At 60.4% G+C, this 16134-nt stretch carries 15 protein-coding genes; 5 read left to right on the top strand and 10 right to left on the bottom strand.

Translation table 11 applies throughout. The annotated features are described in order from the left end of the window. Positions 1-18 precede the first annotated feature (18 nt). From ABD050_RS15730 to ABD050_RS15715, 4 genes are all read right to left on the bottom strand, one after another. Positions 19-840, bottom strand: a complete 822-nt coding sequence (locus ABD050_RS15730; RefSeq protein ID WP_343890408.1) for a HEAT repeat domain-containing protein — start codon at positions 838-840, stop codon at positions 19-21. Between the two features lie 353 nt (positions 841-1193). Further along, positions 1194-2012: a hypothetical protein gene (locus ABD050_RS15725; protein ID WP_343890407.1), complete on the bottom strand. Its 819-nt coding sequence runs from the start codon at positions 2010-2012 to the stop codon at positions 1194-1196. After that, complete coding sequence (locus ABD050_RS15720; protein WP_343890406.1) at positions 2009-2887, bottom strand: HEAT repeat domain-containing protein; 879 nt, start codon at positions 2885-2887, stop codon at positions 2009-2011. The genes ABD050_RS15725 and ABD050_RS15720 overlap by 4 nt, the downstream gene beginning before the upstream one ends. Before the next feature lie 592 nt (positions 2888-3479). Beyond that, the gene (locus ABD050_RS15715) at positions 3480-3686 is read right to left on the bottom strand and encodes a helix-turn-helix transcriptional regulator (RefSeq protein ID WP_343890405.1); all 207 of its coding nucleotides are present in this window, start codon (positions 3684-3686) and stop codon (positions 3480-3482) included. 532 nt (positions 3687-4218) lie between these two features. Between ABD050_RS15715 and ABD050_RS15710 the strand changes: the two genes are divergently transcribed. The 3 genes from ABD050_RS15710 (at position 4219) to ABD050_RS15700 (ending at position 6394) form a co-directional block, all read left to right on the top strand. After that, the gene (locus tag ABD050_RS15710) at positions 4219-5157 is read left to right on the top strand and encodes an ArdC family protein (protein WP_343890404.1); all 939 of its coding nucleotides are present in this window, start codon (positions 4219-4221) and stop codon (positions 5155-5157) included. Further along, entirely contained in the window at positions 5154-5396 is a 243-nt protein-coding gene (locus tag ABD050_RS15705) for a sigma factor-like helix-turn-helix DNA-binding protein (RefSeq protein WP_343890403.1), read from the top strand. Before ABD050_RS15710 ends, ABD050_RS15705 begins: the two co-directional genes overlap by 4 nt. Positions 5397-5488: 92 nt before the next feature. Continuing rightward, on the top strand, positions 5489-6394 hold the full coding sequence (locus tag ABD050_RS15700) for a HEPN domain-containing protein (RefSeq protein ID WP_343890431.1): 906 nt from the start codon (positions 5489-5491) through the stop codon (positions 6392-6394). 640 nt (positions 6395-7034) lie between these two features. Here the strand turns inward: ABD050_RS15700 and ABD050_RS15695 are convergent. After that, a complete protein-coding gene (locus ABD050_RS15695) occupies positions 7035-7241 on the bottom strand; it encodes a conjugal transfer protein TraD (RefSeq protein WP_343890402.1) in 207 nt (68 codons plus the stop codon). 16 nt (positions 7242-7257) lie between these two features. After that, positions 7258-7584, bottom strand: a complete 327-nt coding sequence (locus tag ABD050_RS15690) for a conjugal transfer protein TraD (RefSeq protein WP_343890401.1) — start codon at positions 7582-7584, stop codon at positions 7258-7260. Between the two features lie 172 nt (positions 7585-7756). Here ABD050_RS15690 and traA point away from each other — a divergent pair, with 172 nt between their 5' ends. Next, the gene (gene traA / locus ABD050_RS15685; RefSeq protein ID WP_343890400.1) at positions 7757-10579 is read left to right on the top strand and encodes a Ti-type conjugative transfer relaxase TraA; all 2823 of its coding nucleotides are present in this window, start codon (positions 7757-7759) and stop codon (positions 10577-10579) included. A gap of 9 nt (positions 10580-10588) precedes the next feature. Then, positions 10589-11230, top strand: coding sequence for a DUF6118 family protein (locus ABD050_RS15680; RefSeq protein ID WP_343890399.1), 642 nt, complete (start codon positions 10589-10591; stop codon positions 11228-11230). Here ABD050_RS15680 and ABD050_RS15675 read toward each other — a convergent pair. The 4 genes from ABD050_RS15675 to ABD050_RS15660 form a co-directional block, all read right to left on the bottom strand. Then, positions 11216-12388 carry a hypothetical protein gene (locus ABD050_RS15675; protein ID WP_343890398.1) on the bottom strand — a complete coding sequence of 391 codons (1173 nt, stop codon included), beginning with the start codon at positions 12386-12388 and terminating at the stop codon, positions 11216-11218. The genes ABD050_RS15680 and ABD050_RS15675 overlap by 15 nt on opposite strands. Next, on the bottom strand, positions 12364-12819 hold the full coding sequence (locus ABD050_RS15670; RefSeq protein ID WP_343890397.1) for a hypothetical protein: 456 nt from the start codon (positions 12817-12819) through the stop codon (positions 12364-12366). Before ABD050_RS15670 ends, ABD050_RS15675 begins: the two co-directional genes overlap by 25 nt. 85 nt (positions 12820-12904) lie before the next feature. Continuing rightward, positions 12905-14083, bottom strand: coding sequence for a GIY-YIG nuclease family protein (locus ABD050_RS15665; protein WP_343890396.1), 1179 nt, complete (start codon positions 14081-14083; stop codon positions 12905-12907). Then, positions 14083-16134 carry a DEAD/DEAH box helicase gene (locus tag ABD050_RS15660; RefSeq protein WP_343890395.1) on the bottom strand — a complete coding sequence of 684 codons (2052 nt, stop codon included), beginning with the start codon at positions 16132-16134 and terminating at the stop codon, positions 14083-14085. Before ABD050_RS15660 ends, ABD050_RS15665 begins: the two co-directional genes overlap by 1 nt.

Raw genomic sequence — 16134 nt, 5'->3', positions numbered from 1 at the left:
TTCCAGTACTAGGTTGAATTACTGCCTCGCAGCGACGGCATCGAGGGTAGATCGCGCTGCGGCACGAACGTGCGGATGGGGGTCGGCCACCGCGCGCTCTGCTAATTCCAGCCCAATTTTTGAATCTATTGTCCCGACAGCATTGACGGCGTGCCAGCGAATGAAATGAAGCTTATGCTCGGCGTAGGGCGCGAGCCATTCGACCGACTGCGGCGAGCCGACTGCCGAAAGCAGGTCAAAAATCGTGGTCAGGTTGCTGTCGGCAGCCCTGAGACTCGACATCTTTATCGGCCGAAGAGTCTGACGAGAGAAGGCCCATTCGAAAGAGGCGTATGGAATCGTATTTACCCTGACTGTGTAAGCGCAGGTCGCCTCGCTCGGGTATATATCAAGCGAATGTGCTCGACCGTTCTTGCTTACTATCTCGCCAATCCGCATCACCCCGCTTTCGAGCAGCTTCAACTCCTTGGTCGTGTCAAGTTCACTCAGCTCGACATCGGCCGGCACGGCATAACGATCGAGCCGCAGAGGGCCGCCCCCGACCATGGCCGATATTGAATGCGAGGGGGTGAGATATAACTGCCGAGTTCGACCGACATGCTTGAGGACAGCCCAGCTAGAGTGCCTGGAGCCGTGCAGGACAAGAAAATTCCCTGCGGACATATCTGGTGTAACCTCTTTTCGACCCGCAAGGTTCTCCTCAAGAATAGAGTGAAGCTTTGCGAGATAAAGGCGCTGCTCTATCATCTGTCGGAAATACGGCTCACATGCCTCAAATTTTTCGAATTCGTCGTCCGAAGTAGCTATGATGGCATCTGCATGTTCGACGAGTTCGGTCAATAAGGCACTCATCCGCGCGTTCCTCGAACTGCTTTGCATTTACCCGCCCCGACACAATGACGAGGCGGGTATTTCGTCAGAGTAGAATCACAATTCCCCAAATGATCGCGACGATGGCAACGGACTCAGATGCGCCAGCCTTTCCGACAGTGTGCGGCAGCGGAGCAAACGCCGTTGAGCGTGATTCCGTAGAGCTAGAAATCGCGTTCCATTCCATGGCAGTATTCCTTTCTCGAAGCGACGCATCGTCGCACTCTTGAACATACCACTACGAAATACCAGGTAAAGGCTGCAAGAAATCAAATACATCCATTGTCGATGTAGTTATTCTGAGACATAAGGTGCGATCTTTTCTACGAGATAACGTGCCTCTCATTAATTGTATTTAGAGCGACGAGCGCTGCCTGTCTGGTTCTCGGACAGGGGCATCTCTCGCTTACGTCCACCAGGCGGCTCGTCGTCTCAGCATCGCCTAGCTCGGCCGCAAGCGTGATCAGCTCGTGCCGGGACCGCATGGCACTACCTGATAACCCTGAGATCGTCGAAGTCTCCAAATCAAAAAGAAACTGCCACTCGCGCCGGCTGTAGTCTGATAGAAACATGACATTTAGTGAGGCAGAATACTGTTCCGGTTGGTGCTGAACATGAACATCTATACCCTGGCGGTAGAGCATCACGTCGCCCGGAGAAAGCACGTAACTTCCAGTTGGCCGCAGGGACACTTTTTCCCCGACCGTGCCGGATACTGTTTCCCGATCATATTCGTATATATCGGTCTTGTAGCCCGGTCCGGCATATCCGACGGTCAGAAAGCTAAAATTATGATCATGCGGGGCTTCAAGAGAGTATAGTCGCTCCTGAAAGGGCTTTGAGACAATACCGGACGCAATGGGTGCCCAGATGTTACACCGAACATAAAATTTATCATGTACCGCTAGTATGAAACTCTGCGGAGTACGAATTGGTGCAACCGTGCGGTCAAGAAGCATATCTTCAATTGTATTGTTAATCACGTCCCTAAGTATCCCCGCCTTTCGAGCGTAGGATGCGAGAAAGGGCGCGCATGCTTTCATGCTCTCGAAGTCATCTTCGCGAATTGTGTCAGCAACCCTTTGGACAAGTTCCTCGAGCTCTATTGGAGAGGACGATTCGAACCGTGCCCGATAGATCATGATTGGGGCCGATCGAGATCCGCTGCGCCGCGCAAAGCCAAAGTGGCACCTGCCGCTTTCCGAACAGATGGATGGGAGTCTTCTGCCGCCGCCTTCTCAACGAGCGGAAGAGCCTCAGACGGGCGAAGCAAGGCCAGGGCCTGAATGGCTTTCCAGCGAACGAAGTGCGCTCGATGCTCCGTCAGCATCCGAACCTTGTCCGTAGCAAGGTCATCTCGCAACCAACTTGCCAGCTCAAGGCAGGTGACGAATTGACTGTCGTCCACATGGGCGACGGAGCGAGCTACTGGCCGCATCGTCTCCCGGCTGAAAAGCCAATCGAGCGACCACCGCGGCGGCAGCGCAAGGCTGAGGAAGCGGACCCCCGATGCGTCCAGCACTGACGCAATTTGTTCGCCACCCCTGATGAGGCGCGCTTGTCCCGCCTGAAGTTCCCAATATCCGTCAAAATCGAGGCGCGCTAACGGATCGAATCGGTCGAAATCAATCGAATCGCGAATAGAATAGCCAGCCCCGCGAAGAACTTTCGGACCGATATTCGCTATCACCATGTCGGACGCGCGCGCCAGCAGGTTATAGTTCTGCCCGCTTGGCAGCATATCTTCCCCGCGGACCTCGAACGCGTACCTAAGATCTAAGGAATATAATGGCGAATCTACCAATCGCACTAGTCCGCCGCGGAAAAGTATCGCCTCATCGATCCTGTCGGCAACTGCATCGAGTGCCGAATGCACAATATCGGCGACAAGTTCCGGCCGGGAATGACGGCAGAGCGTCGCCGCAATCTCGTCCAGTCCCACATCCGGTCTACCGCTGAGCAGTTCATTCAGATCTCGAGCAATCTCCAGAGGCCGGGCCTCCGCCAAAATAAACATTGCCCGACCTACCCAGAGTAGAATGCCATATTTAGCTTATGGCATCCATCCGATTACGAGAACGGTGATCCAATGGACGGCCTCCGTTTTCGCTTCCACCATAGCTCCAGACGGAACGATTTCTTCGTCAAGATCCGCGACCTCAAATGCGACAACTTGTCTAGAATCGCCCATTCCAATTACCCCTGAAGTTGTTGGTTGGTCGTGAAGCGCCGGTTCCAGCGGCGATAGTTCTGATTACGTTAGAACTCTGCCATCCTCAACATCGATACTGCACTTATCGCCGATTTGGTTGCTGTTCTCGATCTATGAGGGCGCAACTCCATCGTCATCGGATAGAGAGGCTGATCGAGCCGATTTGAGAATCCCCGGTCGTTCGGCTCGGAATAGCTGGGGTTCTACCGCGCGCCAACTTAGTTAGAGCCGGTCGATGGTTCCACACAGGGCATTCTTGTCTTGCAGGGCGAGCCACGTAGCTTCGCAACAGCACAAGCGGACAGGAGATCGCGGCGCCTTGCCGGGCTGCGTTACTGGCCCGTTCCTGCGGATCGAGGTCCCTTGACGGGCTCGGGCGTTCACGCTGGCATCATCCCTAGGGATGATCCGTCGCCTCGTAGAATCGCGGGTTGCGCATCCATTCGGCCACGGAGGATTCGCGCCAGCCTTTGCATCGCGTGCTGATGTGGATGTTCCTGGGAAAGGTGCCGTTGTCCATCTTGCGGTACATTGTCGAGCGGCTGAGCCCGGTGCGGTCGAGAACCGCTTTCAGGCGAAGGATGCGGTCGGGAGTGTCGGTCATGGCATGGTCCTGTCTGCGTCGGTCTGGCTCCCCGCGAACAGGATTGGGATATTGGGATGCGGCGCAAGAGGGGCATGTCCGTGTGACGCCGCATGGCGCCCTGTGGCGGTGTAAAAGATGCCTTGGCGTAGGGGGCTGATTCTGAGGTCGAAATCCCATGGCGTCTCACGCCTCTGGCATGACCGCGCTCTACGCCACTTGCGCGTCGCCGAGTCGCTCTGCGGCGTCTCGGTCGATTCCGATGACGATCGACTGACGCTGGATTGATCCGAAGATCAATCTGGCCGGCGCTCTGCCCCGGCATATTGTCATCGCGCTGGGCGCGATGGCGTTTGCCTCCGGCATCGAACTGGCGGGTGGGCGTCGCTGCCCTGTAGTCCCGCCGCGGCGTGCCGCAACTCCGGCTGCGCCGGAGTCCTCCTCTTCGTTTCGGCCCTTCGGGTGCGGCCCGCCTTCATCGGCGGGACTTTCAGTCCGCTCCTGCCGCCCACCCGCCATTCCGGCGCCGGTTGCGGTGGTTGGAGTGAAGAAGATGAGGAACAGAGACACGCAATCGCAGCGTCCGGTCAACACGCTGTACGCCGAGGTTACCGACCGGATTGTTGCCGAACTTGAGGCGGGGCGGCTGCCCTGGGTGCAACCATGGGGCCAGAACACGGCCGAGGTTGGGATGCCGTGCAATGCCGGGACCGGACGGCGCTATTCGGGGATCAATGTCCTGATCCTCTGGGCGACCCTGTTCGAGCGGGGATATTCGTCTCAGCGCTGGCTTACCTACAAACAGGCGCAGGCGCTGGGCGGGAATGTTCGCAAGGGCGAGACCGGGACGACGGTCTGCTATGCCGATCGCTTCACGCCTCGGGGCGAGGACGGGGAGCAGCAGTCGCTCGGCGATTGTGAGGAGCCGCGTAAGATCGCGTTTCTGAAGCGCTTCACGGTCTTCAATGTCGATCAATGCGAGGGGCTGGGTTCGGGGCTTGCCGCCGCACCGGTGCCGCTTGCCGAGGACCAGATCGTCGAGGTTGCCGACGATGTGATCGCGGCGAGTGCGGTCGACTTCCGGACCGGCGGGATGGAGGCCTTTTACGTGCCGTCGCAGGACCTTGTGATGGTACCGGCGCGACGCGCGTTTCATGATCCGATCAACGCCTATCGGACATGGCTGCACGAGCTTGTCCATGCGACCGGGCACGCGTCGCGGCTCGGGCGGGACCTGACCAATCCGTTCGGCTCGGCTGGCTATGCGCGGGAGGAACTGATCGCTGAAATGGGTTCGGCGTTTCTATGTGCTGCGCTCGGAATCGTTCCGACCGTGCGCCATGCCGATTACATCGGTTCGTGGCTTGAGGTGTTGCGCGAGGATAACCGCGCGATTTTCCGGGCCGCGAGTGCTGCCGGGAAGGCGGCTGACTGGCTGCTGGAGCGGCATGCGCAGGCCTGCAGGGCGTTCGCGCAGGAGGAGGCAGCATGAACCGGGGGGAACCCGAAGCCGTCGACCTTGCCCGGCTGGAGGCGGCGGTTGCCCGCCTCCCACGCCTTCAGCGCGAGATCCTGCTGGCGATCCGTCTCGAAGATCTGAGCTATGCCGAGATTGCCAAATGCACGGGACTCACGCCGCGCGCGGTGGAACGGCAATTCGCGAAGGGGCTGGAGAAACTGTGTCGCCAGATGAACGGCGGAAAGCTGCGCTGGTGGGAGCGCTGGATATGACCATCGACGGGTCACACGATTGGCAGGTGTCCGGGTTGAAGCCCGGACACCGTCCACTGGCAAAATTCTCGCCGGACTCTAGGATGATCGGCGTGCGTACCGAGCTCGATCATCTGCCGGCCTCCAAGCAGCGCGAGCTTGCCCATGTCGTGCGCGTGCTGTTCGAGGAATTCGCCGAGGCGATCGTCCTTTCGACCCAGCCCTGGAAGAAGAAGGGACGCATTCTTAAGGTCGTTCTGTACGGCTCGTACGCACGGGGCGGATGGGTGGACGATCCGGTCGGCGGCTATCAATCCGATTATGACATTCTCGTCGTGGTCAGCGACGATCGGCTGACTGACGTGGTCGACTACTGGTCGGCGGCCGACGACCGGCTGATGCGCGACATGACGATAAACGGCGCGCTCAGCGCGCCGGTCAATTTCATCGTTCACAGCCTCAAGGATGTGAACAAGCAGCTTGAGCAGGGGCGTCCCTTCTTCATCGATATCGCGGAGCAAGGCATCGCGCTTTACGAGGCCGAGGGGTTCCCATTCGCGAGCCCGCGCAAGCTTCCTCCGGCCAAGGCGCACGCAGAGGCGCAAAAGCACTTTGATCGGTGGTTCTTGAGCGCCACCGAATTCGCGACTCTCGCCAATTTGGCTGCGCGAGAGGGCATGGCGAACAAGGCCGCGTTTCTGCTGCATCAGGCAGCAGAGCACTTCTACCACTGCACGATGTTGGTGCTTACTCTCTACAGTCCGAAGTCGCACAAGCTCAATTTCCTGCGCTCGCATTGCGAGGAGATCGCGCCATCGCTGATCGCCGCATGGCCCCGCGACGACAAGTTCAGCCGCCGATGTTTCGAGCTGCTGCGCCTCGCCTATGTCAACGCGCGCTACTCCGAGCATTACAAGGTCAGCGACGAAGAATTGCGCTGGCTCGGCGAGCGCGTGGCTGAACTCCAGGCGCTGGTGAAGGGCGTGTGTAACGAGCGGCTCGCGTCGCCCGGTCAATGACCGGGCGACGCTCGCAAGGTCAGGCCTTCTTCGGCGCGCGCGGAGCGCGCTTCGATTGGGCAGGCACGGCGGCGGCCGCGCAGGGCTGACGAGCTGGACCCGGTTTTCAGTCTGAGCGGGCTTCGGACACTCATCCGGGTGTCGAACAGGCGTATTGGGTAAAGCTATCAAGCATTCCCAATTTGACGATTGCGCCCAGCGTATGTTGGGCGGGACATGACATGCCGGAAAGGGGACAGCCTTTGAAACCCTTGTCCAGGGCGGCCACCCGCCGTCGATCCCGCGCCGACAGGGCCAATACGAAGCCCTCCGTCATTCCCCCGAGATCTGCCGGGTGAAGATATCTCATTTTTTGGGAGGGGCACTCCCTATCGGCCTTGCGCGCGAAGGCTTCGTATGCCGGCGAATTCATCAGCTGGAAGCTCAATCAATGGTCGTCCGCCACGGGAGTGGAAACCACCAGAAAAGCCAGCATGATCATGGCAATACCCTTTCGAACGGCGGTCTTGAAAGCTACCATTTTTGATGTGCGCATGTCGATGATTGGGTTAGCTCTCGCCGGTAGTTTTTCGTCCCATTCCCGGTCCGTTCGCTTTCTAGCGCCTTGATCGCGTGGCTCGGCCAGCGGCGGATTTCGAACCTACTGGTCGATCCCAAATTCGCGTTTTCCGCGCCGCCGCCAGAGCAGAAGCTGTTGCCCACGATCCGCGCTCCGCAGCTGCGAGGCGGCATCGAGCAGTGCGCCGAAAATCGCGGCGCGGTCGTCATCGGTGAGTTCGACCAGTCCGGACTTCGCGACCAGGCCGCCAAGCTCGATCAACTGACGTGTTCGTTCGCGTCGCTTCACGACCCAGGTCCGGGTATCAGTCCGCGCGCGGCTGAGTTCGAGACGGTGTCGCGCCACTGTCACCCAACGCAACGCCGCTAGCGTTGCCCCGATCGCCACCGGCAGCGTTGCCGGCCGTGCGCTGAAAGAACGCGGCACCACGCTTGCGCCAGCCCTCCTTCGCCTCGCCGTTCCGACTTTCGACACCGGCGAGCAGCAGCCCGGCCAACTGCTCGACAGGCAGCGCGTCCGCGCCGGTCGCGATCACCAGTTCGCCGAGCTGATGGACCTTGCGCTCCTTCAGCTGCCGGGTTTTGTCGCCGAGCGCCTTCAATTCAGCGTCGAAATCGCGGGGTTTACGCATCGGTCCGTCCTTATGTTGCGTGGTGAGGACAGAGCAGTTATCGCCTGAGTAGATCAGTCGCAATCTGTTGAAATCTCTTGGGACTTTGCTGTCCCGAGATTGATGAAATCTTTCGAGGGCGCGCTTATACGTCGTGCCGACGTGGCTAGCTTGGTGTAAATGGATCGCCGTCATGGCGATCTACCATTTCTCGGCCAAGGTCATCTCCCGCGCTGCCGGATCGAGCGCGGTTGCTTCCGCTGCGTACCGCTCCGCCTCCCGGCTGCACGACGAGCGGCTCGATCGGCACCACGACTTCTCGAACAAGGCCGGCGTCGTCCATTCCGAGATGATGTTGCCGGACGGGGCGCCCGAGCATCTCTCCGATCGCGAAAAGCTATGGAACGAGGTCGAGGCGGCCGAGAAGCGGATCGACGCGCAGCTTGCCCGCGAAATCGAGTTTGCGATCCCGCGCGAGCTATCCCCAGAACTTGGTATTGCGCTCGCCCGCGATTTCGTCCGCGACGAGTTTGTCGATCGCGGGATGATCGCCGATCTCAACGTGCATTGGGATGTTGGCGCTGACGGCATGCGGAAGCCGCACGCACATGTGATGCTGACGATGCGCGAGGTCGGGGAGGATGGGTTCGGCAAGAAGAATCGCGACTGGAATCGCACTGATCTTCTGGAGAAATGGCGCGAGCGCTGGAGCGAGCATGTCAACCAGCGGCTTGCCGAACTCGATATCGACGCGCGGATCGATCACCGCTCGCTGGAAGCGCAGGGGATCCAACTCGAACCGCAGCACAAGATCGGGCCGGCGGCGTCGCGCATGGCGGCGCAGGGGCTGGAGTCTGAACGGCTTGAAGAACACCAGGCCATTGCCCGCGCAAACGGCGATAAGCTGCTGGCGAAGCCGGCGCTCGCGCTCGACGCGATCACGCACCAGCAATCCACTTTCACCAACCGCGACCTCGCGATGTTCGTCCACCGCCACAGCGACGGGAAAGAGCAGTTCGACCGGGTGATGGCGGCGGTGAAGGCCGCCCCCGGGCTGGTCGCATTGGGTAGGGACGGGCGCGGCGAGCAGCGCTTCACGAGCCGCGCGATGATCGAGACCGAACAGCGGCTCGAACGCGCGACGGGCGCGATGGCGAACCGCGATTGTCACGCCGTTGCCGACCGCCACCGCGAGACGGCACTGGCGCGGGCGGCGGCGCGGGGCATGTTGCTCTCGCCCGAGCAGCGCAGCGCGTACGAGCATGTCACCGACGCGAAAGGTCTCGGTGTCGTCATCGGCTATGCCGGCACCGGAAAGTCGGCGATGCTCGGTGTCGCGCGCGAGGCTTGGGAAGGTGCGGGCTATTCCGTTCACGGCATCGCGCTGTCCGGCATCGCCGCCGAGAATCTCGAAGGCGGTTCCGGCATCGCATCACGCACGATCGCGAGCATGGAGCATCAATGGGCGCAGGGTCGCGAGCTGCTGACGAATCGCGATGTGCTCGTGATCGATGAAGCCGGAATGATCGGCACGCGCCAGATGGAGCGCGTTATCAGCGAAGCGGAAAAGCGTGGCGCCAAGGTCGTCCTGGTTGGCGATCCCGAGCAGCTCCAGGCGATCGAGGCGGGTGCCGCCTTCCGCTCGACCGCCGAGCGCCACGGCGGCGTCGAAATCACCCAAATCCGCCGTCAGCGCGACGACTGGCAGCGTGACGCGACCCGGCAGCTCGCAACCGGCCGCACCGCCGAGGCAATCGCCTCTTATGATGAGCGCGGGTGCATCCACGCCGCCGAAACGCGCGATCAGGCGAGGGGTGAGCTGATCGACCGCTGGGATCGCGATCGCAGCGCCTCGCCAGGCGCCACGCGGATCATCCTCACTCACACCAATGACGAGGTCCGCGCGCTCAACATCGCGGCGCGCGAGCGGCTGCGTTTGGGCGGCCAGCTTGGGGAGGATGTCGCGGTGCGCGCCGAGCGCGGCGAGCGACAGTTTGCGACTGGCGACCGGCTCATGTTCCTGACGAACGAGCGCAGCCTTGGCGTGAAGAACGGCACACTTGGCCAGGTGCAGTCGGTGACGCAATCCCGGTTGGCCGTGATGCTCGATGATGGCCGATCGGTGGCGTTCGACGTGAAGGATTATGCCAACATCGATCACGGCTACGCCGCGACCGTGCACAAATCGCAAGGCGTGACGGTCGACCGGGTGCATGTGCTGGCGACGCCGGGTCTCGATCGGCACGCCGCCTATGTCGCGCTGTCGCGGCACCGCGACAGCGTCGATCTTCATTATGGCCGTGACGACTTCGCCGACCAGGGCAAGCTGGTCCGCGCGCTGTCGCGCGAACGCGGCAAGGACATGGCGTCGGACTACCGGCAAGTGCCCGAGCCGGCGCACACGCCGCAACCGCCGCCGCCACGCAATCCGTTCGCTGGGATCAGGATCAAGCCAGCGCCGGCAATCGAACCCCAGCCAACGCCGCTCGAGAAGGCTGTCGAGCGCTATGCGCGCGCCGCTGCGGATATCCTTCGCATGCGCAAGGCTAACCTGCCGGAACTGCCGCACCAGAAGATCGCCTTTGCCGAAGCCGGCAGGGCGCTCAACGCCGTACGTCCGGATGCTGCGCGCGATCTACGCAGCGCCATGAATGCCGATCTTGGACTGGTCGACCAGGCCGCCAGCGGCAAGACCGCTGCGGCGATCCGCGCGATGACACTGGAGGCGGAGGTCCGGATCGACGCAACACAACGCGCTGATCAGTTCGTCGCCGATTGGCAGAAGAAAACGCGCACGCTGCAAAGGCTCGATCGCACGGGTGACTATGATGCGGTCCACCGGGTGAAGGAAAGCATGACCGACATGGCCAAGAGCCTTCACCGCGATCCCCAGCTCGAGTCGCTGCTTCGAAATCGCGTGAAAGAACTCGGAATCGGCAAGCTGAGCGGGGCATCTTTGTCCCATGACCTCCAGCAAGTACCCGCCCTCTCGCGTGGTCGCGGGCTGGGCCTGTAAGCGCGAATCATGACCGACGATCCGACCCAAACCAATCCGATTGAAGAATTCACCCAGGCGTTCGAAGCGCAGCGCGTCGAGGTGAGCCTTATCCGCGCTGCGGTCGAAGGGCTAACCGCCGCCCGCGAGCGGATACCGGATTACAGTACAACCCTTGGCCAGATGGCCGAAGCGCTGCAAGCGGCGGCTGGCGGTATCCAACGCATCGAAAGGAGCCCAGCGGTTCGGCTATCGCCTGCCGCGCTTGTCGGAGAGATTATCAAGGCAAGCGCTGATGCCCGTGCGGAGGATCGCACCGCGTTGAGTGAGGCGCGCGACGCGTTGTCGCGGTCGATTGGCAGGATTGACGGAATTGTCGAACGCGGTCAGGCGGCCGACCGCCAGTGGCAACGGCTCGTTTGGGCGAGCGCGGGCGGCACGCTCTCAGGGATGCTTCTGATGTCAATTCTGCCAGGTGTCGTTGCGAGGTCGCTCCCCACCAGCTGGCATGTGCCTGAATGGATGGCTGCGCGGACGATCGGACTTGATCAATTGGCGGCCGGTGAGCTGTTGATCACGACTGCTTCTTCAAAGCGACCATCCTTAGTCCAGCAAGAGCGGTCTGTAGACAGGAACGCGCGAAGCAAGGCATCCCGCTCAGCCGCTAAGTAGAAGCTCGGGCGATCCATCTGGCTCAGTTCGCGCCGCGACATAATAGCTGTCAATCCCCGCAAGGTTTCGTGCGCGGTCGGCAAACGCCCAAAATGCGTCGACCGAGCCGTCGATGCGTTCAGTCCTGAACAAGGAAGCGAACTTAGCCTCGCACAATCCGCTGTCGGTATCGCCGGAGAGGTTCATGATAGCGGCGTGAGCTAGGGCCATCTCGCCCAACTCCAACCGATCGATGTAGAGCATTCGATCGGGCCAAATATCGCTCGGACGTTCAGCGCCCTCTGGCGGAAGCACCATGGTGCTGATTGTCGCGGGTGCGAAAATCATTGCGTTCAGCACGACGATTTTCCAGCGCTCGCGGAAAATGGCTGTTGCAGTCATCTCCCATTCCGGCCAGCCCGAATAGCGCAGCACCGCGCCAGCATCCCGAGAAACGCGCGCCAAGAAGCGAAATTGATCGCGTTGCTCCTGCGGCTGATCGTCCCTCCCTACTGTCGTACTCGTGATCGGGATCGGAACATTGTCGGTCTGAATTTCCAAGGTCGTGCCGAGCTCACCAACCTCGGCGATGAGCGTGCACACGTCGCTCCACGCCTCCGCCGAAAGCTTCGCCTCTGCAAATCGATCTGTATCGAGCGAGAAGCTCAAGTTTGCCCCAACTCCAGTCGGATTGAGAACGGCGTCGAAGGTAAGGTCGAACGCAGGAGTGCGAACCAGCATGAGTCCACGCGTCGGGTTCTCTTCAAACTGCGGGGCACGGAACAGATCGCCACGGAACTTCAACACATTTCCTCCCGCCATTCGCAGCAGGACAGTGCAGCCATCGCTTGGCTTCGGCTGGAGACGCATGATCCCGGTTTGCCCGCTCAGTTCGGTATCGGGAATGTCGATGCCAAAGCGGGTGCTAAATGCCGCGATATCGATTACCTTTGCATCGCGTTGACCGAGGAAAATCTCGGCAATCTCCCGGACCGGATCGTCCGTTTCGAGAGCCAGAGCTGTCTCAATCCTCATTTGTCCCTTGCCGCCGCCCAGCTGGTCGATTTCCGCCTGTTTTCCGTTGGCGTAAGCGAGCATTGTCTCCGGAACGCACGATTCGACGAACCGACGAAAGCTCCAACCATCCTTTTCGATCACGGCGGCGCGCGCGAGCGGCACTGTGATGAAGACGTGGTTGGGGCGCGTGCGATTACCCGCGCTTCCCTAAGCTTGCGCAACAGGTCTTCGAGAAATCGGCCTCGCAAGTGGATGATGTAGGCGCCCGAAAATTGCAGCGCGTCGCTGACCTCCACGATGTAGATGAAAGCTGGCCGATGGTCCGTCGCGAGCGCCTCGGCCGAGGAAAGGCGCAGCTTAATCGACTTCGCCCCTTCCCAGACTGTCTTGACTTGAACCCGACAAGAAATCGAGGGGTCGCGTTCGTCGTATCGATGATCAGTTTCCGGGTGGTGCCATTCGACCAGGTAGTCCCAACCCTTGCGGTCTACCTTGACCCGGTTGGGAACTAACTTTGCATCAACGCAGATGTCCTCAAGCCGCCCCTCACCCTTTCGTCCAAGCTCTTCGGAATCAAGCGGTCGCTTTGCCATTTGGAAGCATTAGACCAGAGCGATCCGGGGCGATAGCGAAGGGGATATCTACCGAACCACGCATCGAGCGGGGTAGGATATCCGATCACGAACGCGGTATTAAGCGATCCTCGCCAACCTCGTAGTCGTACAGGTGCAGCTTCCTGGTCGCGATCAGCCGCATCGCCTGGTCGACCGACTCGGGCGACACGAAGAACCACTCGCGGGGATCGACCTTGCGACCAAACCGATCGGGGATCTGCACGTTGACGCAGGCACCGGCAAAGAACCGGTGCACCAGGCCTTCGATTTTTTTGGGGGGCACGCCTCTCGTTTCGTATTCCGTCACAACCCGGGCACGCGCGAGCAGGAACGTCGGATCGTTTTCGGCGCCCGCCAAGCGGTTGGCCGCCGCGCCAGTGGTCGATCCCAGCTTCAAGATGTGATCGCGCAGATCGATGAGCGCCGGATCGTCAGACAGTGTCCGAGCCACGTAGATGCACCCGGTAACCGGGAGATCCCGCCCATAAAACAGTGGGCCGGCCTCCGGCGACACTACCCGCCGACTGTTGTCAGCGCGGTAGAGCGCTTTTCCGAACGATCTCAGAAGGTGATCGCTCTCGGTGCCGTTGTCGTAAACGATACGCAGCCGGGCGTCCTTCTGATCGCCACGAGTCATCCACGCCCCGACATCGGCAATATAGGCCAACTGCCCATCGACGATGAACATGTCGCCAGTCGCAATCTGGTAGGTCGAGTTCGTCGGAACCGTTGTGCGGACCCCGGATGCGATATCCGACACAAACTCATCGAAGATCGGGGCGAATTTTTCGAATTCCTTGCAGGGCACACGCTCCGCGATCATGTCCGATTCCGCCTTAGGCATCGGGGCGGGCGTCGCGCGAAACTCGAAGATATGGTCGTCCGGTGTCACCAATAGGTCGTCTCCGGACGCGATGAGATCGTCGAGACTGGCCGGAACAGCATCCTTTTCAGAGGCGACTGCGGTCAGCAATTCATACTGATCGAAGTTGGCCAGTCCCCTGGCTTTCTCGGGCGCCTTACGAAACGCTGCCAGGCGGACCCCCAAGCGCATCTCCTCGGGCGATCGTGATTGAGCGTCAGGCTCACGCCCATAGCGCTCGCGGAAGGCGACTATCTCGAGAAAGAGGCGGGCCTGATCGTCAGCTGGAGAGCTCGCCTTCTTCACTTCCGGGACGAACAGGCCGTCCTTTGCCGCGATGAGTTCGTCGAGCGTCTCGTAGAATAGGCTGGAGCGCGGCATCAGGCTGCCTGATCCTTTTCCCGCTGTCGACGGATCGCGGCCGCACGGATCCAAGCCAAGGCTTCAGCCATGCGCTTCTCGATCGGGTTCGCCGAATTGATATTCGGCTCCGTTCCGTTCTGTTCCTTAAACGCTCGGATACGAGGGACCTGCGCTAGCGCTTCTGCCTCGCTAATCTCGATGCGGGTTTCCGAGATCGACTGATGGATACGGCGTAGCACCGACTCGCCGAGCGCCTTCGACAGTATCTCGTACGACTGCTGGAAGGGATTGATCTGGTCGATCAGATCAATGTTGAGCTCGGGCATTGTGATGAACTTTGACGTCAGCTTCAGCAGCTGTGCGTGCGCCTTCTGTCCGTCGGTTGCGTCCTCGTCGTCTGATGCAGGCAAACCAGAATCGCGACTTGTCTTGGTAAGCTGCGCAAGCACGGCCCGACGCGCAACGACGTTTTGCCGGATCGCTTCAACGTCATCGTCGTTGCTCGCGATGTCAGGATAGCGCCGTGCAATCAGGCCAGGTATCAGATGCTGGTTGATCGTCTCGGCCGGGAACTCATCGGGTATCAAGCTGGCGCGCAGCACCTGGGAATCCTGCAAGACGGCCGCCATCAGGTCGGTCATGTCCGTCTGGATGATCTCTTGAGCCCGTCTGCTGGTCGGTTCCTTCAGTCCCGTAATCTCGATCGTGGGCTCCGGGTCCAACAAGTCGATGCGCACCGAGGGCCGCATGACGCCATCGAAACGATCGTCAGACGGACGTGTGCGGAAATTGAAGTTCGGAGCAAGCACCTGCTCCATCAGGAGGGAGCAGGCTATCGCCTTCAACATGTCGTTCACCGCGGTCTTCACGACATCGTCGGCTGTATCCGGCTCCGCAATGAGGTTGGTGAACTGGGCATGGCTCTTGCCCGGCGCGTCCCGGGTCGCGCGCCCGATGATCTGAACGACCTCGGTCAGCGAGCCCCGGTAGCCGATCGTGAGCGCGTGCTCGCACCAAATCCAGTCGAAACCCTCCTTGGCCATGCCAAGTGCAATGACGATGTCGAGGTCTTCCCTGGCATGCACGTCGCGCAGTCCTGTCAGGACCTTCTGCTGCGTATCTGGCGTCACGAGATCGGCGATCTTGAGGATGCGACCATCGGACGTGCGTAGGTGCTGGAAACCGGATACCGGATCGATCATCACGACGTCTCCGAGCACGTCGAGGATGCTGTTCATCTCCTTGATCTTGTCGCCCAACGCCGCCTGTGAATTCACGTTCGGAATGTGGATGATGGTCTTCTTATCGGGATCAAGCACCTCGCCGATCGCGGTGAGGTAGCTGCCGTGATAGAAGTGGTAACCGATCCCGAGCGTCTTCAGATATTCGTAGCCCGAAAGCTGCTCGTAATAGGTGTAGGTGACCCTCGTGAACTTTTCCTCGTCCTCCGCGCGCAGCACGGGCACCTGATCGCCACGGAAATACGATCCGGTCATCGCCACCAGGTGTGCCGACCCCTCGTTCATGATGGCGCGGATGAGTTCCCCAAGACGATTGTCGGCGTCGGCTGATACGTGGTGGAATTCGTCGACCGCCAGAACGCAGTCGTGAAACGCGGTGATGCCCTTTCCGTCCCTCATAATGCGATCGAACGCGTGCCGCAGGGTCGAATGGGTGCAAACGATGATGTCGTTGTCGCCCTCCATGAACCGAATGAAGGCGTTGATCTTGCCGCCTTCACCACCGAGCATATCGCAAAGGTTGTTCTGCGGGGGCACCGTCCAGTCGGCGAAGAAGCCGTGGTCGGTGAGGCTGGTCGACCGAAAAGAGTTCCCGATCGATTTTTCTGGCACGGCCACGATGACCTTCTTCAGCCCCTGGTTGCGCAACTTGTCGAGGCCGAGGAACATCAGCGCGCGGCTCTTGCCGGATGCCGGCGGCGATTTGATCAGCAGATACTGCGCGTTGCGGGCATCATAAGCCCGCGCCTGCATAGCGCGCATGCCCTTATCGTTGGTCGACTTGCTGGCGCCTGTGGCGCCATACTCGACGGTGATGAAGTCGGGCAT

Source organism: Sphingomonas oligophenolica (genome assembly GCF_039522915.1).
Lineage (GTDB): Bacteria > Pseudomonadota > Alphaproteobacteria > Sphingomonadales > Sphingomonadaceae > Sphingomonas > Sphingomonas oligophenolica.
The sequence above is the reverse complement of the archived record's forward strand: the minus strand, read 5'-3'. Positions and strand labels throughout refer to the sequence as shown.

Bases quoted from the DNA above. Each gene is read 5' to 3' on its own strand.
- ABD050_RS15705 (WP_343890403.1), top strand. From the start codon at position 5,154: ATGAACCGGGGGGAACCCGAAGCCGTCGACCTTGCCCGGCTGGAGGCG.
- ABD050_RS15690 (WP_343890401.1), bottom strand. From the start codon at position 7,584: ATGCGTAAACCCCGCGATTTCGACGCTGAATTGAAGGCGCTCGGCGAC.
- ABD050_RS15680 (WP_343890399.1), top strand. From the start codon at position 10,589: ATGACCGACGATCCGACCCAAACCAATCCGATTGAAGAATTCACCCAG.
- ABD050_RS15710 (WP_343890404.1), top strand. From the start codon at position 4,219: ATGAGGAACAGAGACACGCAATCGCAGCGTCCGGTCAACACGCTGTAC.
- ABD050_RS15725 (WP_343890407.1), bottom strand. From the start codon at position 2,012: ATGATCTATCGGGCACGGTTCGAATCGTCCTCTCCAATAGAGCTCGAG.
- ABD050_RS15660 (WP_343890395.1), bottom strand. From the start codon at position 16,134: ATGCCCGACTTCATCACCGTCGAGTATGGCGCCACAGGCGCCAGCAAG.
- traA (WP_343890400.1), top strand. From the start codon at position 7,757: ATGGCGATCTACCATTTCTCGGCCAAGGTCATCTCCCGCGCTGCCGGA.
- ABD050_RS15670 (WP_343890397.1), bottom strand. From the start codon at position 12,819: ATGGCAAAGCGACCGCTTGATTCCGAAGAGCTTGGACGAAAGGGTGAG.
- ABD050_RS15720 (WP_343890406.1), bottom strand. From the start codon at position 2,887: ATGTTTATTTTGGCGGAGGCCCGGCCTCTGGAGATTGCTCGAGATCTG.
- ABD050_RS15665 (WP_343890396.1), bottom strand. From the start codon at position 14,083: ATGCCGCGCTCCAGCCTATTCTACGAGACGCTCGACGAACTCATCGCG.
- ABD050_RS15715 (WP_343890405.1), bottom strand. From the start codon at position 3,686: ATGACCGACACTCCCGACCGCATCCTTCGCCTGAAAGCGGTTCTCGAC.